This window comes from Tichowtungia aerotolerans (genome assembly GCF_009905215.1).
Lineage (GTDB): Bacteria > Verrucomicrobiota > Kiritimatiellia > Kiritimatiellales > Tichowtungiaceae > Tichowtungia > Tichowtungia aerotolerans.
The window spans coordinates 50,805-66,777 of sequence record NZ_CP047593.1 but is presented as its reverse complement, the minus strand read 5'-3'; the positions used below and the strand labels follow the sequence as shown (position 1 = coordinate 66,777).

The window sequence follows — 15,973 nt, the reverse complement described above, 5'->3', positions numbered from 1 at the left end:
AGAAAGAAAAAGCGCGGTGAAAACACCGCGCTATATAAAACTAAATAAGCTATAGCTTTTTCTCTAAAACTCCGCCGAGAAAGCCGTGGGATTCGCTGAGCTGGAGTTAATGCGGTTGGTGACGGTGAAGGTGTAGGGGCCGTTTGTTACTCCGTCCATAATTTCAACCTGAAAAACGCCGGTGTAGAGTTCGCCAGAGGCCAGCGCCGGATAGGCATTGGAGGATATTGGTGTGATCGCGAATGCATTCGGATCAGCATAGAGGCTGGTGGAAACATCAGTAACGCTGACCAGTGTTTCGTTCTGGTTGGTTGTGATGATTTGGAGGATGTCTCCAGGTTCATAAGTGTCGCCGGATATTACTCCTTTATCCCCGCCCGCGGCAAAGCTGACGTTCTTGTTAACGAACGTCAGAAGAGGAGACAGGTCCTGTTTCGTGAAGAGAAGGTTATCAATATTAACGGGGCTGTTTGCTCCCCATGTATTGCCATCCTGACGGGTTGGGACGTCCAGACGGAATTCGTCAATCTGGAAGTCAACCGGAAGAGTCAACTGTCCCGGATATAGTTCGACTTCTGATGCAGAGCCAAGTGTATAAAATACTCGGAATGATCCCGGGCTTCCGCGCTCAATCAGATTGTATTGTTGGCGAATTTTCAGGTCAAAAAGCGAAGTTCCGGTGCCGACCTGTATCGGTGCTTTTTCTCCGGTTGCATCAGTAACTACGAGGTAATGTACTTTATTGTCATATTTAAAATCGAGCTTGCAGTCATTCGTCCCACTGACGTTTGAACGTAATCCCCATCCAAATTGCAATTTACCGCTTCCGAATGCCCCGGTGGTGAAAAATACACCTTTGACGATATCGTATGAAATTTGATAGATCCCGGTTGAGCTTCCAGCATAGCTGGAATTAATAATTCCTCCATGCCAACCTTCTCCGTCTGTACCTGTCGAGTTAAAGGTGGCCATATCGCTGCCAACAGTCAGAAAAGTGCTGCTGCCTCCAAAAGAATTGCCGGTTTCTGTTTCACTTAGTGCTGTGCTTAGAATGCCTGCCGAGACCCCGTTATACGTCCATTTTTCGAGCTCAATATCCTGAGCCGAAACATTGGAAAGAATGCTTAGAATGGCGACCGTTGACAGAATCCAGTTTTTCATTTTGTTTCCTTATTGTTCAAAGCAGGTTGCGTCTGCAATAAGTGCAGGCAACTTACAATTGCGAAATACTATTAGGCAGTGGCCGGGAAATCAAGGATAGAGCCTGATGAAATGCGCTTTCCCGTGAGCGTGTATTTCCTGGGGCGGTTGGGGTGGCGAGTGCGGTCAACCCGGAGATCTCTTTGATTCTATTTAGTTGGGTGTTCGCAATGCAAAGGCGGGCAGGCTGGAAAGCCTGCCCCACGATGGGAATGATTTGGCTCGGATATCCCTGTCTGGGCAGGTGGCTGTAAAGAACATCCAGGATATAAGCGGGTAGACAGGAATCTTTGCCTAAAGAAAAGGATAGGAGAGCAGGGTTTAAATCCGTGTGTGGAGACGAGGATAAAGGCAGGCAGGAATGCCTGCCTCACGAAATGCATTGAGCACATAAAAAAACCCCGGCGGATGCCGGGGTTTTCATTAGGCAATTGAAGAATTGTTTATGCTTCTTCGCGAGCCTGTTTGCTGCGACGGATGAACCATGCAGCCATGGTGCCCAGTCCGAGCAGGCCGATAGTTGCCGGTTCCGGAACTGCCACTGCAGTCCAGTCGCCAGTAGCAGGGGAACCGCCTGAAGCAAAGTCCCATGATACATCGGCACCAAGTTCGTCATAGCTAAACGTAGTCACACCAGAATCCCAATAGTAGGTGATCGCGGTGCCAAAAACGGATGCGCTTGTGCCGTCACCGTAGTTGGAGTTTGCTGCGTTGAACAGACGAACATAATAAGTTCCGTTTTCAGCTAAGGAATTAACTCCTGATGTAGTCAGCAGGTTGAATTTTCCCAGCAACCCAGGCTGTGCGAATGGAGCAGCGGTTGTTCCGTACGCATAGTTAATGGCAACAACCATATCATCACCAGTAGTGCCGGCGCCTGATGTTCCAAACGCATCAATCTGGCCATCTGCTCCAGCATAAACCAGCTGCGCAAATGCACCTGACAGCGGATCACCAAAGCTGGTGGCGATGGTTGAACCTGTCTGGTCCTGCAAAACTGTGGATGTTCCCCACAGAAGTTCATTAGCCATAGCGACTGATGTAATCGCTGTCAGAGCTATGATAATAGCTTTTTTCATGTATTTTCTCCTTTTTTTCTTGTTTGTTTTTTGATTAACCAAACCGCTGATTAATCATTCAAATAAGGTTTATTCATGGTCCACGTAAAACCGCCAGTTTTGCGGCAACGATACCAGAAACCACTGTTTGGGGGGATCGGATTGGTAGCGATGTTGAACGAACCATCTACCCATTTGTAGTCATAGTTCGGGTCACCAGTGTAGCCAAGGTAGTAGTAATTCTGATACCCGGATCCCGGGATATAGACATGAATATTATCGGCTACATCTGCGGTGAATCCACCGAGTCCATTTGTCAGGCCAACACTGTTAATGTCCATATCAGCTGTGTAGGGCCAGGAAATCAACTGAAGTCCTTCAGCAATCACGACATCGTTAGAGGCTTCCATCGGAACGTCTCCGGCAAACAGGTTGGTAACAGTGCCTCCTGCACGGCTACGATACCAAAATGCAGTGCTGCCAGGCATAACGTTAGTTATGATGTTAAATGAACCGTCAACCCATTTATAGTCGTAAGCAGGATCGCCAGTGTATCCGAGGTAGTAATAGTTTTGGTATCCAGATCCCGGCACGTAAACATGAATGTTATCAGCAATGTCCGCCGTGAAGCCGCCAACACCATTGGTCAAGCTGAGGTCATTAATTGACGCCGGGCCAAACGGAGAGGACATCAGCTGCAGTCCATCCTGGGTTTCGGCTTTGATGTATCCAACAACATTAGCACTGGTGACCGTCTGTGCAAGTGCGGAAGCGCTAATAAGAGCGACAGCCGCTAGTGTGAGTGTCTTCTTCATTTTCTTCTCCTTATTTGGATTTGAATAATCTGGACCTTTTTCAGGGGCCCATCCAGAAAAAAATCACGCCCATCGCAACTTTTTTCTATGCCCTTTCCCTGAGCATGTCTAGAGAGTATACGTAAGTGGTATACGTGTCAATACGTAGTTGTGGAATTTTAACATAAATAAAAACTACTAAACGCTACGTATTTTGACCGAATGTACCGACCTGGACAGGATCAGGTAAGCCTGTAATTAGGTACAGGTCCGCTCTGGTGATTTTCACCCTGTTCAAAAAATATTGTACCAAATTAATCTGAGTCATATTCTCTCGTCCGTTTGGTTGCTCACTCAAGGCACCATGGCGCAAAGAATGCAAAGTTATTTGATGAATTTCGCGGCTTTGTGAGAGAAAATCATTGGCTGCGGCGCTGCCAAAACCAAATTTAAACCGCGCGCGGGGAGCATCGGTTAAGCTCATTTGAACCGCAGATTTCGCAGATAGCGCAGATTATGAAGGAGAAATCGGCAACTTGCCGGAAGCTCTCTTTTGCTTTTGAAAATCCGTCTCTTTGATCTGTTTTAATCCGCGAAATCAGCGGTCTATACATGTCCTTTATTCCACAGTCATTCTCCTGTAAATCACCTTAACTTAGTGCCATTCCGGTCTGAATTATTCTTCGGTGCAGGGCCGTTTTTTCGGGGTATGACGGGATCGACAGGATTTTTTAGAGGGTCTGGAAATGGCCACGAAAAGCACGATAGGTCACAAAGAAAATCTAAACCGACCTTTTTCGTGAATTTTAGTGTTTCTTATGTGGCGATCTTGCGGGAGCTTGTGCTTGTGGCTGTTTTGATCAGCTGTGTTTTCTCTCTATGTTTCATCTATCCCGAATGGCACTAAGTTAAGCTCATTTGAACCGCAAGTTTTGCAGATAGCGCAGATTATGAAGGAGAACTCGGAAACTTGCCGGAAGCCTTCTTTTGCTTTCGAATAATCCGGCTCTTTGATCTGTTTAATCCGCGAAATCAGCGGTCTATACATGTCCTTTATTCCACAGTCATTCTGCTGTAAATCACCTTAGCTTCGCGCCATTCGCCTCTGTTCCTGCTGTCTATCTTCTTATTGTCCTTCCACCCACTGGACGGCCATGCGGAGCAACTGGGCGGCACTGTCACACTGAAGTTTTTTCTTAATGTTGGCGCGGTGCACTTCGACGGTGCGGGGGCTTAGATGGAACTTTTCAGCAATTTCTTTGGAGGTGAGTCCTTTGCCGACTCCTTCGAAAACTTCTTTTTCGCGGGCGGTCAGCGATTCGATGCCGTCCTGCTCGGGTTCTTCGTCGCCCTGGATGTAGGAACGAAGCATTTTTTCATGAATTCCATCACTGACATGCAGTTTGCCGGATAGAACGGTGCGCAGCGCTTCCACAAGCACTTCATCGGCATCTTCTTTCATAATATACCCCTGAGCTCCGGCCCGCAGGGCTTTTTCGGCATGAGTGGATTCGTTATGCATGGACATAACCAATAGAGGAAGTTTTTCTCCGTTGGATCGAAGTTTGCGGATCAGGTCCAGGCCGTTCTCATCTTTGAGAACGATGTCTATGACTGCTGCGTCCGGCTTCAATTCCTGCACAGCTTTGATGGCCTCATCAATATTTTCGGCTTCGCCGCACAAGGTCAGATCATTGGCTCCTGCAAGCAGTACGCCCATTCCGTAGCGGACAATGGCGTGGTCATCTACGATCAGGATTTTAGCAGGATTTTCAGCAGTAAATTTCATTTTTAAACTCTAAGAAGAGGTATTTAGCCACAAAAAACACAAAAAATCACGAAAATGAAGTTAACCCATTCGGTGATATTTATGAATGGAAAAGCTTGTTTTTCTGATGATGTCGCAAAGTTCATTGATTTCCATGTTTCCTCTCTTTTTTATATCTTTAGCCGTTGTGTTTCATTTGCTGAGGTAAGATGGATTACAGCAGGATGACCTCATGTTTTTGTGGGTTTTTGTGTTTTTTGTGGCGATTGCTTTGATTCCACTTTAATCGATGTCCCTTTTCCGGGGTTGGAGTGAATGGAAAATTCCGCCCCAATACGGGTGGCACGGTGGCGCATGATGCGCAGCCCCATACCTTCGCCTGCGGGCCTGTCGTCAGGAAGCCCGGCTCCGTCGTCTTCAATACTCAGTGTCCAGCCTGAGTCGGAGTCGTCGAGTCGGATCGTAATATGCTTTGGTTTTGCGTGACGGGCGGCATTATTCACTGCTTCGCGGGCGATGAAATAGAGCTGCTCTTTGGTTTTCCTGGTTAGTTCAGGGAGATCTCCCGCGCATTTAACGGTACAGGACGTGTCGTAAAGCGAGCTCATTTCGTCCGCCAGCTGTTCCAGGGATTCTTCGAGACTTTCTTCGTTCAGGGTCACCGATGCCAGACCCCGGGCCATATTGCGCACCTGGCTGACGGTGGACTTCAGTGTCTCGTTTAGCGTTTTTGCATGGGTTTTCTGTTCGCATTCGCTGTGTTTGAAGTGGTTGAGCAGCGAGCGGCTGAGAAAAACAGCTCCGGTCAGTTTTTGTCCGAGCGAGTCATGCAGGTCGCGTCCGATGCGCCGCTGCTCCCTCGCGGACAGTTCATTCATTGCCTCTTCCATCTGGGCGCGTTCGCGGATATTCTGTTCCAGTTGCTGGTTGGCAATCCGGAGTTCTTCGGTTCGAGTCAGCACTTCTGCTTCAATTCGGCGGGTGCGGCCGGCCAGGATCAGGAGCAGGGCGGTCATTAGCGCTGTAACAACCAGTCCGAATAGCACTGCTGCTGTAGAGCGCTGTTGTGCGGCAGCGACCGGCAATGTGCATTCGAAAACCCATTTGGTTCCGATCGCTTCGAGCGGCAGCCGGATGGCCCACGCATTGCCGGTAAAGCGGGCGCTTCCTTTCAGCGGAGCGGCAGACGGAGTCAGTTTTAACTGCGGTGAGTGGACGGACAGGGCTGTCACTTTCTCCAGAATTTCCTGTGGATGCAGGATGGCGACGGCAAAGCCGATGACAAAGCGCGGGGCGTCACTTGGAATCACCGGGGCCAGAACCCAGTAGGCGGGGGCGGTGGCTCCCTGAATTGGCTCAGGAACCAGTTCGGTCCGGCGCGTACGTCTGATATGGGAAATCACTGTCCAATTGGCTTCCGTGGAGCCAAAATCGAAGCCGATCGGGATTTTTAATCCGTTGGGACGGCTTTGCCACGTCAATGGATAATAAACCGTGCGGGACAGGGCAGGAATCCAGTTTCCGTCGGGTCCTGCCTGTACAACATCGTAGGCCCCGGGGCCGGATGATTGTTTGCTTTCGATGGCGGCGCGAAGTTGCGGGCTGATTTGCTGGGTCAGGCCGAAGGGACCCAGCACCTCGTGTTGATGAACCATCCCTTTTTCGATGAATTCATCCATTGCTGCCTGGCTGATTTCGCCGGACAGTGCATGCAGGGCCCGGACCGATTCCAGTACATCGACAAACAGGTTCAGTTCCTGTTCCGTGTGCTGACGGAGGGTGTTTGCTGCCAATCTTGCCGCAGCCGCTTCGGATTGGGCGATGCGGGACCGGACATAGAAGGAAAGGGTAATGCCTATGATGGCGGTCAGGACAGCTAACGTGATTGACCATCGGCCGGTTCGAAAACTGGTGAGTTGTGGTTTCATATGTACAAATCAATATGATTGATCGTTCAAACCGTTCAAGTGTTAAAAACGTTGAACGCGTTGAAATCGATGAAATGTTGGCTGGGTGCAGCCGTTTGAACGATTTGAACGTTTAACGGTTTGAACGGACTGCGGAGGATGCAGTATGGTTTCGCGCCTTTAGAAGGAGAACCGTTTATGAGCAAAAATGATTTTTTTGAAGAGTATTACGTCCACGTTGAAGAGCGGGCCAAAGAAAATGTTCCGCCGTTGGCTCTGGACAAAGAACAGACCGCTGCTGTGATCGAACTGCTGAAAGATCCGCCGTCTGGCAAAGAAGAAGAACTGGTTGATCTGATTACAAATCGCGTCAACCCCGGCGTAGACCCGGCGGCGCAGCTGAAGGCAGAGTTTCTCTTTAAGGTGGCGCACGGGGAGGAATCAACCCCGATGATCCCGCCGGAGCGCGCGGTTGAGCTTCTGGGAACCATGGTTGGCGGCTATAACCTCGACGGGCTGATTCGTCTGATTGGCGAACAGGGGCCGCTGGCGGCTACAGCCGGTGCCGCTTTGAAAAACATGGTGCTTTCCGTCAACCGATTTGAAGATATTCAGGCTCTGGCGGATCAAGAAAACAAAGTCGCTAAAGAGGTTCTGATCTCATGGGCGAACGGCGAGTGGTTCACATCGCTTCCGGAAATTGCAGAGGAGATTGAGACCGTTGTTTATAAGGTCGATGGAGAAATTAACACCGATGATTTTTCTCCGGCGTCCTTCGCATATACCCGCGCGGATATTCCGCTGCACTCCAATTGCATGGGTGGAACACTGTTTCCGAACGGCCCGCAGGAAATCTCTGAACTCAAAGAGAAAACCGGGCTTCCGGTCACCTTTGTCGGCGATGTGGTTGGCACCGGATCGTCCCGTAAATCCGCCTGTAACTCATTGATCTGGCACATTGGGCAGGATATTCCCTGCATTCCGAATAAACGCCGTGGCGGCATTGTGATCGGCAGTACCATTGCTCCGATTTTCTTCAATACCGCAGAAGACTCAGGCGCGCTGCCGATTCAGACAGACGTAAGCGAACTCACGACCGGCAAGGTGATCAAGGTTTTTCCAGCCCTTGGAAAAATTACGGATGCCGACGGCAATGAAATCAGCCGCTTTGCTGTCAAGCCCGATACAATTCTCGACGAATTCCGCGCCGGCGGCCGTGTTCCGCTGATCATTGGAAAACAGCTGACTGAAAAAGCCCGCGAGGCGCTGGGGATGAGTTCGATTAATGAGTCCGGCATTTTTGTGGTTCCGGACAATCCGCAACCGAAAGAAGGGCAGGGGTACACCCTGGCTCAGAAGATGGTCGGGAAAGCCTGTGGCGTGGAAGGCATTCTGCCGGGAACTTCCTGCCTGCCGAAAATGACGACGGTCGGTTCTCAGGATACCACCGGTCCGATGACTGCCGGGGAAATTACCGAATTGGCCTGTTTGAAATTCAATGCGGATCTCGTGATGCAATCGTTCTGCCATACAGCGGCTTATCCGAAGCCGAGCGATGTGATTACACACGCAACGCTTCCGGACTACATCATGAACCGCAAAGGTGTTTCCCTGCGCCCGGGTGACGGAGTCATTCACTCGTGGCTCAACCGGCTGCTGATTCCCGATACCGTTGGAACCGGTGGAGACTCGCACACCCGTTTCCCGATGGGCCTTTCATTCCCGGCCGGATCCGGTTTGGTCGCATTCGCCGCCGCGCTCGGCGTTATGCCGCTCGACATGCCGGAGTCAGTTTTGGTTCGCTTTAAAGGCGAGCTTCAGCCGGGTGTCACGCTGCGCGATATCGTCAATGCCATTCCGTATTATGCGATCCAGCAGGGGCTGCTGACGGTTGAGAAGAAGAATAAGAAAAACATTTTTGCGGGCCGCATTCTGGAAATGGAAGGTCTGCCGCAACTCAAAGTGGAGCAGGCGTTCGAGCTGACCGATGCCTCCGCCGAGCGTTCCGCCGCCGGGGCGACGATTAAACTGGATCGCGGGCCGATTGTTGAGTTCCTGCAATCCAACGTCACTTTGATGGAAGAGATGATCAAAGGCGGCTATGGCGATGCCGATACGCTCAAAAAACGGATTGAGGACGTCAAAGACTGGATTGAGAACGGCGAGCTGATGAGCGCCGATGAAAATGCCGAGTACGCGGAAATCATCGAAATTGATCTGAATGAAATTACCGAGCCGCTTTTGTGCTGCCCGAACGACCCTGACGACGTGAAGAAACTGTCCGACGTTGCAGGAGCTAAAGTCGACGATGTGTTCATTGGAAGCTGCATGACCAATATCGGTCATTTCCGCGCCGCTGCCGAGGTGCTCGACGGCGAGGGCTTTGCCAATGTCAATCTCTGGGTTTGTCCGCCGACTAAAATGGATGAGGCTCAACTGACAAAAGAAGGGTTCTACGCAAAGTTCGGTGCTGCCGGTGCACGCCTTGAAATTCCCGGCTGTTCGCTGTGCATGGGTAACCAGGCCCGGGTTCGCGATAACGCAGTGGTTTTTTCAACCTCCACCCGCAACTTCAACAACCGCATGGGGACGGGCGCTCAGGTTTATCTGGGATCCGCCGAACTTGCTGCGGTTGTTGCGCTGAAAGGCGTTTTGCCGACTCCGGAAGAATATCTGGAAATTGTCGGGCCGAAACTGGACGGCAGGTCGGCTGACATTTACAAATACCTGAACTTTGATCAGATAGCCGGTTTTTCTGTATAGATCAACCGGAACTTTCCAAGGTTTGGAAAAAAGAAAGGCGACCCAAAGCAGGCCGCCTTTCTTTTTGTCCGGTTCCGGTTATTTAACCTTATCAACATCGCCGCCGGCTTCGCGCCAGCCGGCAATTCCTTCAGGATATTCTTTCACATTGGTATATCCCAAGGCCTTCAGGTGCTTGGCCAATTCGGCGCTGGCAGGACATTTCAGGTTGCCGCAGTAGGTTACAACCGGTGACTCTTTGGAGGGAATGATGGCGGCAATTTCTTCCGGTGTTGATTCGCTGTTGAGCGATTTTGCGCCGGGGATCCGGTAGCCGTCATCATACTCTCCGGATCGTGCATCCAGTATTACGGCTTTCCCGGAATCGACAATTGCCTTCATTTCGAAGGTGTTGAGGTTGTGGGCTTTGCTTGCTTTGGGCGCAGAACTCAGGCTGCATACGCCGGAAGAGCAATCTTCTGCGGCGTAGAGGAACTGGGCACAGAGTGCCAGAGTTGCAACGGCAACTCCTGTGTTTATTGTTGAACGAGCAGTCATGACTGCCTCCTTTCTTTAATCTGCCGTAATTAGACACGATCTAAATAAGCCGTTCAATCTAATTTCCAGATTTGTCAGGAGTCAGTACAGGTTCCGGGAAATTTTCCAGCCGATGAAGACGCCGGCGATGCTGCCGATGCTGCTGATGGTGAAGGACCAGCCGAATCCGCCGATGAGGTCGCCCAGATACCAGCCGATCCAACCGCCGACAAAGACTCCGATCCAGATCAGCAGTTTGGTCATTTCAGCACCTCCTTATAGATATCCATGACGCGCTTTGCGATGGCACTCCAGTCGTAGTGTGCGGAGACTTCGGTGAAGCCGCTTTGGGTCAGTTTTGACAGGAGGACTTTGTCGTTTGCGAGCCGGTTCATTTGTCCGGTCAGTTCGTCTGCATTGTTATCTTCGAACAGCAGGATGTTCTCATGGTCGGTGGTGAAGCCGGGAATGCCGCCGACACGCGTGGCGATGACCGGAGTTTTTGCAGCCCATGCTTCGAGAATCACAATGCCGAACGGTTCGTTGGACGTTGGCAGTACGAACATTTTTGCGGCGCGGTAGGCGGAAGGAAGCAGCGGATCTCCGGGGCGCATGCCGGGAATAATCAGAACGGATTCGCCGAGTCCGAACCGATCGATGTCGTCGAGCATCTGCCGGTGATAGTCTTCGACTGTGATGGGCCCGATGAACACCAGCTTCCAGCCGGGATGTGTTTTTCTGAATTCGGAAAACGACTCAAGCAGAAGCCGTTGGTTTTTCTGGTAGTCGATGCGCGACAGGCAGAGAATGAACGGCGTGTTTTCCAGTCCGTACTCCTTGCGGAACGGAGCCGGGTCTGCAGATGAAAAATGATCGACGTAAACTCCATTGGGCAGATAGTGCACATTCTTCTGTCCGCGTTCGCGCATTTCGTCAGCTTCACTCCGGCCTACGCAGATCACCGCATCGGCATCATCAAATACGCGCCGTGATCCGAACAGCAGGCCGAATATTTTTCCCCACTCGAATTTTCCTTTCACTGGAGAAACCATTGCGTCGTATTGGTCCTGCGGAACGGTATGTCGTCCGCCATGCACATGAATCACATATGGAACCCGGCGAATTTTAGCGACGGTGCGGGCAATGCCGCCGAGACGTCGACCGACGTGGGTGTGAATCAGTATTAAATTCTTGGTGAAAAGCAGGTTGAGAAACAGCGACAGGGAGAGGGGGCTCCCGCCTTTCAGGCGCAGTTTGGCTTTGGCGTCTTCGCTGAGTCCAAACCATGGAAAGCAATAGCGGAAGCGGCGCAGCGTGACTCCCTCGATCTCTTCTTTGCCCGGCGCTGCGAACATGTCAGTGCAGAATATTGGACTGTGAAGTCCCGCTTTTTCCAGTTCGCGCGACAGATTAAAAACGACTGTTTCTGTGCCACCCCATTTATCGAGAGTAAAGCGACGCATCACGTGTGCAACAGTTCCGGACAGTTTGCTCATAAAGATCAATTTACCTTTCCAATGTTTGGAAAGCAACTGCCTTGCGCTGGTTCAGAAGGAGGCTTTAGGGGTTCAAATTATCCCATACATTTAAATGTATGGGGTAGTTTGTTTTGTAAACCATTATAGTTTATCAAGTTAAACGTATTTCGTTTTGATTCGACTGGTGAGACAATATGAGTTTTCCAATGTTTGGAAGAATAGTTTTCAGATTCTGTCAGGTGTGTTACAACCTCGTTTATGAAAATGCTTAAAATTCTTGTCCTGAATGGTCCGAACCTGAATTTGCTGGGTACACGCGAGCCGGAAATCTATGGCAGTGAGACTCTGCAATCCATTGAATCCGATCTGCGTGCCTGTGCTGAGGCGCTCGGCGGCGTAGAAATTGAATTTTTTCAGAGCAATGCGGAGAGTGACCTGATTACCCGTATTGGGGAAACCCGCGGGAATTTTGATGGCATCATCATTAATCCAGCGGCGCTGACACATACCAGTCTTGGTGTGGCGGATGCAATCAAGGCTGTGGCAGATGCGGTTCCGTCGGTGGAAGTTCATTTAAGCAATACGCACGCCCGTGAAGAAATTCGTCACAAAAGCCTGACGGCTCCCGGATGTATTGGTCAGCTGATGGGCTTTAAAGGCTACGGGTACGTTTTGGCGCTGCAGGCGCTGGTGAAGCATTTGCGTTCAAGTCGTTAAACCCGTTAAAAGCGTTGAAATCATTCAACGATTTAACATTCAACGATTTGAACGAGGCCGCAGGCCGTTTTAACGAGCGGTATTGCGCATTTTAACGCTAAATCATCTGCGAGAAGAATGCTTCAAACACCAGTTCGGCGGGCAGATTTCGATCGAGGCGGCGGCTGGCTTCCTCCACTGCGGCAAGTCGTTGAAATGCTTCGGCCCGATTGCTGGTTAATGCCTGCTGTGCCAATACATCTTTTTCTTCCGGAAAGTGAAGCAGCGAATCCTGCTGTTCGATCACCAGCATCAGTACATCCCGCTGCCACTGCAGGATCATACGCAGAATCTCGGCGCGCGCTTCAATCAGCCGTGCGGAGGAACGTCCGTCGAGCAGCGACTTTGCTTCCTTTGCGGAGAGATCTTCTGAGAGTCGTTCGTTCTCTTCTGCCTCGAATTCCTTTTTCAGATTGTTCAGCAGAACGGTCAGTCTCCCCGCCAGCAGCGCGGCTTCCGGCGCGGACGCCGGGGGAAGATCGCGCAGAATATCGAACAGGGGTTCTTCCCAATGTTTGGAAATTTCGTCGTCGGCAGACGTCAGTGTGATTCGCTGGCAGCGCGAGGAAATGGTCGGCAGCAGACTTTGCGGCTCATTGGTGATCAGCAGCAGGATACTTTTTGCCGGCGGCTCTTCCAGTGTTTTGAGCAGGGCGTTGGCGGCCTGCACGTTCATTCGGTCGGCATTGACGATGACTCCGGCCTTCCAACCTCCGGAAAATGAGGTTTGGGAAAACGGCTGGATCAGCCGTTCGCGCACCTGATCGATCAGAATCTGCCGGCTTTTACTTTGCGGTTCAATCCATGCGATGTCGGGATGAGCACGGGTCGCCACCTGCGGATGATTGTCATAAATCAGGTTGAGGATCTGTTCGGCAAAGCGCAGGGCCGCGCCGTGCGGAGCTCCCTGCAGCAGGTACGCGTGCGCGAGCTGTCCGCTTTGCCAGCCTTTTTCAATGCCTTCCCATGCTTTCTGGAACTGTTCGGAGCTCATAGCAGTTCCTGAATGATATCCCAGATTGCTGTGGAAACAGTTTCAGGATCCTGCGAAGCGTCGACTGTACGGAAGCGTTCCGGTTCGGTGTCTGCCTGAGTCAGATATCCCTGACGGACCCGTTCGTGAAACGAGCGTTCTTCCTGTTCAAAACGATCGGCGGACTCTCCGAGTTCCAGGTAGCGCTGGGCGATGCGGTCGAATCCGGTGTTGACGTCCAGGTCGAGCAGCAGTGTCAAATCGGGCGCGATCCAGTGAATGGCAAAGCTGTTGATTGCCTGGACTTCGTCGACCGGAAGGCCGCGGCCGTATCCCTGATAGGCCGTGGTGGAATCGATGAAGCGGTCGCAGATGACCCATGTTCCTTTTTCAAGAGCGGGGCGGATTACTTTTTCGACCAGCTGGTTGCGGCTGGCTTCGAACAGCAGCAGTTCCGCCCGTTCACAGGGGGCCTCTCCGGCCGCGTTGTGCTGAAGAATATTACGGATTGCTTCACCCAGTGCGGTGCCGCCCGGCTCGCGGGTGTACATGGCCTCAATGCCCATCTCGCCGAGTCGACGGATAATCATCTGAGCCTGTGTTGATTTGCCGGATCCTTCCGGCCCTTCCAATGTAATAAATTTTCCGTGCATAGACGAAAAAATGTATCTGTAACGTCGATGAATATCCAGCTTTCATTGAGACTTCACATATGCAAGGCCGTTAAGAGCGATTTAAAAGGCAGGAAATGAGTCCGTGTTTGAAGCGTTGGATTGGCTTGATAAAAGAGATGAGTGAAGTAACCTTTCCTTCGTTGAAGGGGGAAGCAACGATGAGAGCGATTTTTCAACCCGTTCTGTTTCTGATCGCTGCACTGTGGATGGTCGGAACCGCCCGCGCGGAAGATGAGCGGTCCAGTGTCGAAGTGTTTGTTGCCTATAAAACGGTTCGCCCCGGCGACCGTCTTCCGGTGGCTGTGAGAATCAAGGTGGCTGAAGGTTGGCATACGTACGCCAAAGAGCCGGGGGATTCCGGGATGCCTCCGTCAATTGAAATCAGTGGAGTGGACGGACTCGAGGTTTCAGAATGGCGCTTTCCTGCGCCGGAAAGCTTCACGGATTCGGCCGGAACATCCTACGGCTACGAGCATCAGGTGGTTCTGCTGAGTAATGTGCTGATCCCAGCCTCTGTTCCGGCGGGCGAAACAATTCAACTGACGGCTTCCATAACATGGATGATTTGCAAGGACATCTGTGTGTTTCAGAAAGGCACACAGACGGTTTCTGTGCAGAGCGGATCGGCTTCGTCAGAACCGACCGCGGAATGGCAGGCGCTTCTGAAAGAAAGCGGCTGGGAGAAGGCGCAATAGGGACGTGTTTCCCGGAAAGGAGCTATGATGAAAAGGTTTACTGTTTGTGCAATGGCTGTACTGCTCGGCCTTTCGGCCGTCGCTCAGTCAGTCGCACCGGCGTTTGCTCTGCCGGACATTAACGGTGCAACACATTCGCTCAGTCACTATATCGGTAAAATTGTAGTGCTTGAATGGACCAACTATGACTGTCCGTTTGTACGAAAGTTCTATGAAACCGGCACCATGCAGGCCATGCAGGAAGAATATACGGCTAAAAATGTGGTTTGGCTGAGCATCTGTTCATCAGCCCCCGGCAAGCAGGGAAACCTTTCTCTGGACGAATGGAAGTTGCGGGTCAAAGCAAACGGCTCAAAAGCAACGGCTGTTCTGCTGGATGAAAGCGGTCGGGTGGGCCATGCGTATCGGGCGAGTAATACACCGCATATATTCGTCGTCGATAAAGATGGTAATCTGGCGTATCAGGGATCCGTTGATGACCAGCGTACCGCCGACCCCAAGACGGCCGGAAAAGGTCGCAATTATCTTGATGAGGCGCTGTACGCGCTGCTTGCCGGAAACCCTGTGCCGACACCTATGACCAAACCCTACGGCTGCTCCGTAAAATACTGAGCACGCTTCCAATGGTTGGAAAAAACGCATACACTTTTTCCAACCATTGGAAATACCCATGAAAAAGTTCGTTCGGACAGTTTTCGGCCTGCTGGCACTGGTCGCGGTGATTCTCGTTGCCGGTACTCTTTTCTATGGCACCAAAACCGTCCACGACCTGCTTGGCGAAAACAAAAAGCTTAAAGAAGCCATTTCCACGTTGACCACGGAAGAGCAGATCGGCTACGCCAAGGTTCTGATGCAGGAAGCCCGTGACGGGCAGCTTTACACCACACTGCGTTTCGTCGAGACGGAGCGCGGGAATCCGCTGAAGACTGTGCTTCAGAAAGAGGTCGAGATTGAAGGGGACATCGTTCACTTCGACGCGTTGATCGTCAGCTTTTCCGGGCAGGCCGTCATCGATGGAAAAGACCGTTCGCTCTACCTGTGGCGGCGAGTCTACGGCGACAATCAGGCGCCGTCGGCGGGGTTCGAAATTGAAGAACCGGGCGCGGAACCTGCACGGTATGCCGGACTGCTTTCGCGCCTGCGCCTGAAAGATCAGCAGATGTTCTGGAACGCCATCTGGGATCTTGCCAACGATCCGGAAGCCTTAGAGCAGCATGGGATCAAAGCTGTTTACGGGAACGCGGTCTATAAAAAGCTTCGCCCCGGCCTCATCTATGTCTTCAAAATCAGCCCGACCGGCCAGCTTATCCCCGAAACTGTTCCGGACTTGTAAAATTCAACGCAAAGACGCTGAGAGCGCAAAGGAACGCGGAGTTTACTTTGCGAAGCTC

General features: G+C 51.4%; 16 protein-coding genes. 5 read left to right on the top strand and 11 right to left on the bottom strand.

Going from position 1 to position 15,973, the window contains the following annotated elements:
• Positions 1 to 63 precede the first annotated feature (63 nt).
• The 6 genes from GT409_RS00315 to GT409_RS00290 all read right to left on the bottom strand — a co-directional run bounded on the left by GT409_RS00315 (position 64) and on the right by GT409_RS00290 (position 6,748).
• On the bottom strand, positions 64 to 1,161 hold the full coding sequence (locus GT409_RS00315) for a hypothetical protein (protein WP_160625987.1): 1,098 nt from the start codon (positions 1,159 to 1,161) through the stop codon (positions 64 to 66).
• A gap of 482 nt (positions 1,162 to 1,643) precedes the next feature.
• Positions 1,644 to 2,279: a PEP-CTERM sorting domain-containing protein gene (locus tag GT409_RS00310; protein WP_160625986.1), complete on the bottom strand. Its 636-nt coding sequence runs from the start codon at positions 2,277 to 2,279 to the stop codon at positions 1,644 to 1,646.
• 50 nt (positions 2,280 to 2,329) lie between these two features.
• Positions 2,330 to 3,073 carry a hypothetical protein gene (locus tag GT409_RS00305; protein ID WP_160625985.1) on the bottom strand — a complete coding sequence of 248 codons (744 nt, stop codon included), beginning with the start codon at positions 3,071 to 3,073 and terminating at the stop codon, positions 2,330 to 2,332.
• Positions 3,074 to 3,257: 184 nt separating this feature from the next.
• Positions 3,258 to 3,536 (bottom strand): hypothetical protein, encoded by a 279-nt coding sequence (locus GT409_RS00300; RefSeq protein WP_160625984.1) that lies wholly within the window; start codon positions 3,534 to 3,536, stop codon positions 3,258 to 3,260.
• A 642-nt stretch (positions 3,537 to 4,178) separates the two neighbouring features.
• The gene (locus tag GT409_RS00295; RefSeq protein WP_160625983.1) at positions 4,179 to 4,841 is read right to left on the bottom strand and encodes a response regulator; all 663 of its coding nucleotides are present in this window, start codon (positions 4,839 to 4,841) and stop codon (positions 4,179 to 4,181) included.
• Positions 4,842 to 5,050: 209 nt separating this feature from the next.
• On the bottom strand, positions 5,051 to 6,748 hold the full coding sequence (locus GT409_RS00290; protein WP_160625982.1) for an ATP-binding protein: 1,698 nt from the start codon (positions 6,746 to 6,748) through the stop codon (positions 5,051 to 5,053).
• Between the two features lie 177 nt (positions 6,749 to 6,925).
• Here GT409_RS00290 and acnB point away from each other — a divergent pair, with 177 nt between their 5' ends.
• Positions 6,926 to 9,490: a bifunctional aconitate hydratase 2/2-methylisocitrate dehydratase gene (gene acnB / locus GT409_RS00285; RefSeq protein ID WP_160625981.1), complete on the top strand. Its 2,565-nt coding sequence runs from the start codon at positions 6,926 to 6,928 to the stop codon at positions 9,488 to 9,490.
• A gap of 78 nt (positions 9,491 to 9,568) precedes the next feature.
• Here acnB and GT409_RS00280 read toward each other — a convergent pair whose 3' ends face one another.
• From GT409_RS00280 to GT409_RS00270, 3 genes are all read right to left on the bottom strand, one after another.
• The gene (locus GT409_RS00280) at positions 9,569 to 10,027 is read right to left on the bottom strand and encodes a rhodanese-like domain-containing protein (protein WP_160625980.1); all 459 of its coding nucleotides are present in this window, start codon (positions 10,025 to 10,027) and stop codon (positions 9,569 to 9,571) included.
• Positions 10,028 to 10,108: 81 nt separating this feature from the next.
• A complete protein-coding gene (locus tag GT409_RS00275; RefSeq protein WP_160625979.1) occupies positions 10,109 to 10,270 on the bottom strand; it encodes a hypothetical protein in 162 nt (53 codons plus the stop codon).
• Complete coding sequence (locus GT409_RS00270; protein ID WP_160625978.1) at positions 10,267 to 11,502, bottom strand: glycosyltransferase family 4 protein; 1,236 nt, start codon at positions 11,500 to 11,502, stop codon at positions 10,267 to 10,269. Before GT409_RS00270 ends, GT409_RS00275 begins: the two co-directional genes overlap by 4 nt.
• 246 nt (positions 11,503 to 11,748) lie before the next feature.
• On the opposite strand from GT409_RS00270, the gene aroQ reads away from it, so the two are divergent.
• A complete protein-coding gene (gene aroQ, locus GT409_RS00265) occupies positions 11,749 to 12,201 on the top strand; it encodes a type II 3-dehydroquinate dehydratase (protein WP_160625977.1) in 453 nt (150 codons plus the stop codon).
• Between the two features lie 97 nt (positions 12,202 to 12,298).
• Here aroQ and GT409_RS00260 read toward each other — a convergent pair whose 3' ends face one another.
• Positions 12,299 to 13,234 carry a hypothetical protein gene (locus GT409_RS00260; RefSeq protein ID WP_160625976.1) on the bottom strand — a complete coding sequence of 312 codons (936 nt, stop codon included), beginning with the start codon at positions 13,232 to 13,234 and terminating at the stop codon, positions 12,299 to 12,301.
• Positions 13,231 to 13,866, bottom strand: coding sequence for a dTMP kinase (gene tmk / locus GT409_RS00255; RefSeq protein WP_160625975.1), 636 nt, complete (start codon positions 13,864 to 13,866; stop codon positions 13,231 to 13,233). Before tmk ends, GT409_RS00260 begins: the two co-directional genes overlap by 4 nt.
• Positions 13,867 to 14,045: 179 nt before the next feature.
• On the opposite strand from tmk, the gene GT409_RS00250 reads away from it, so the two are divergent.
• From GT409_RS00250 to GT409_RS00240, 3 genes are read left to right on the top strand one after another with little or no spacing between them, the layout of a single operon-like run.
• The gene (locus GT409_RS00250) at positions 14,046 to 14,582 is read left to right on the top strand and encodes a protein-disulfide reductase DsbD domain-containing protein (RefSeq protein WP_160625974.1); all 537 of its coding nucleotides are present in this window, start codon (positions 14,046 to 14,048) and stop codon (positions 14,580 to 14,582) included.
• Between the two features lie 24 nt (positions 14,583 to 14,606).
• The gene (locus tag GT409_RS00245; RefSeq protein WP_160625973.1) at positions 14,607 to 15,194 is read left to right on the top strand and encodes a thioredoxin family protein; all 588 of its coding nucleotides are present in this window, start codon (positions 14,607 to 14,609) and stop codon (positions 15,192 to 15,194) included.
• Between the two features lie 58 nt (positions 15,195 to 15,252).
• Positions 15,253 to 15,915 (top strand): hypothetical protein, encoded by a 663-nt coding sequence (locus GT409_RS00240; RefSeq protein WP_160625972.1) that lies wholly within the window; start codon positions 15,253 to 15,255, stop codon positions 15,913 to 15,915.
• Positions 15,916 to 15,973 lie beyond the last annotated feature (58 nt).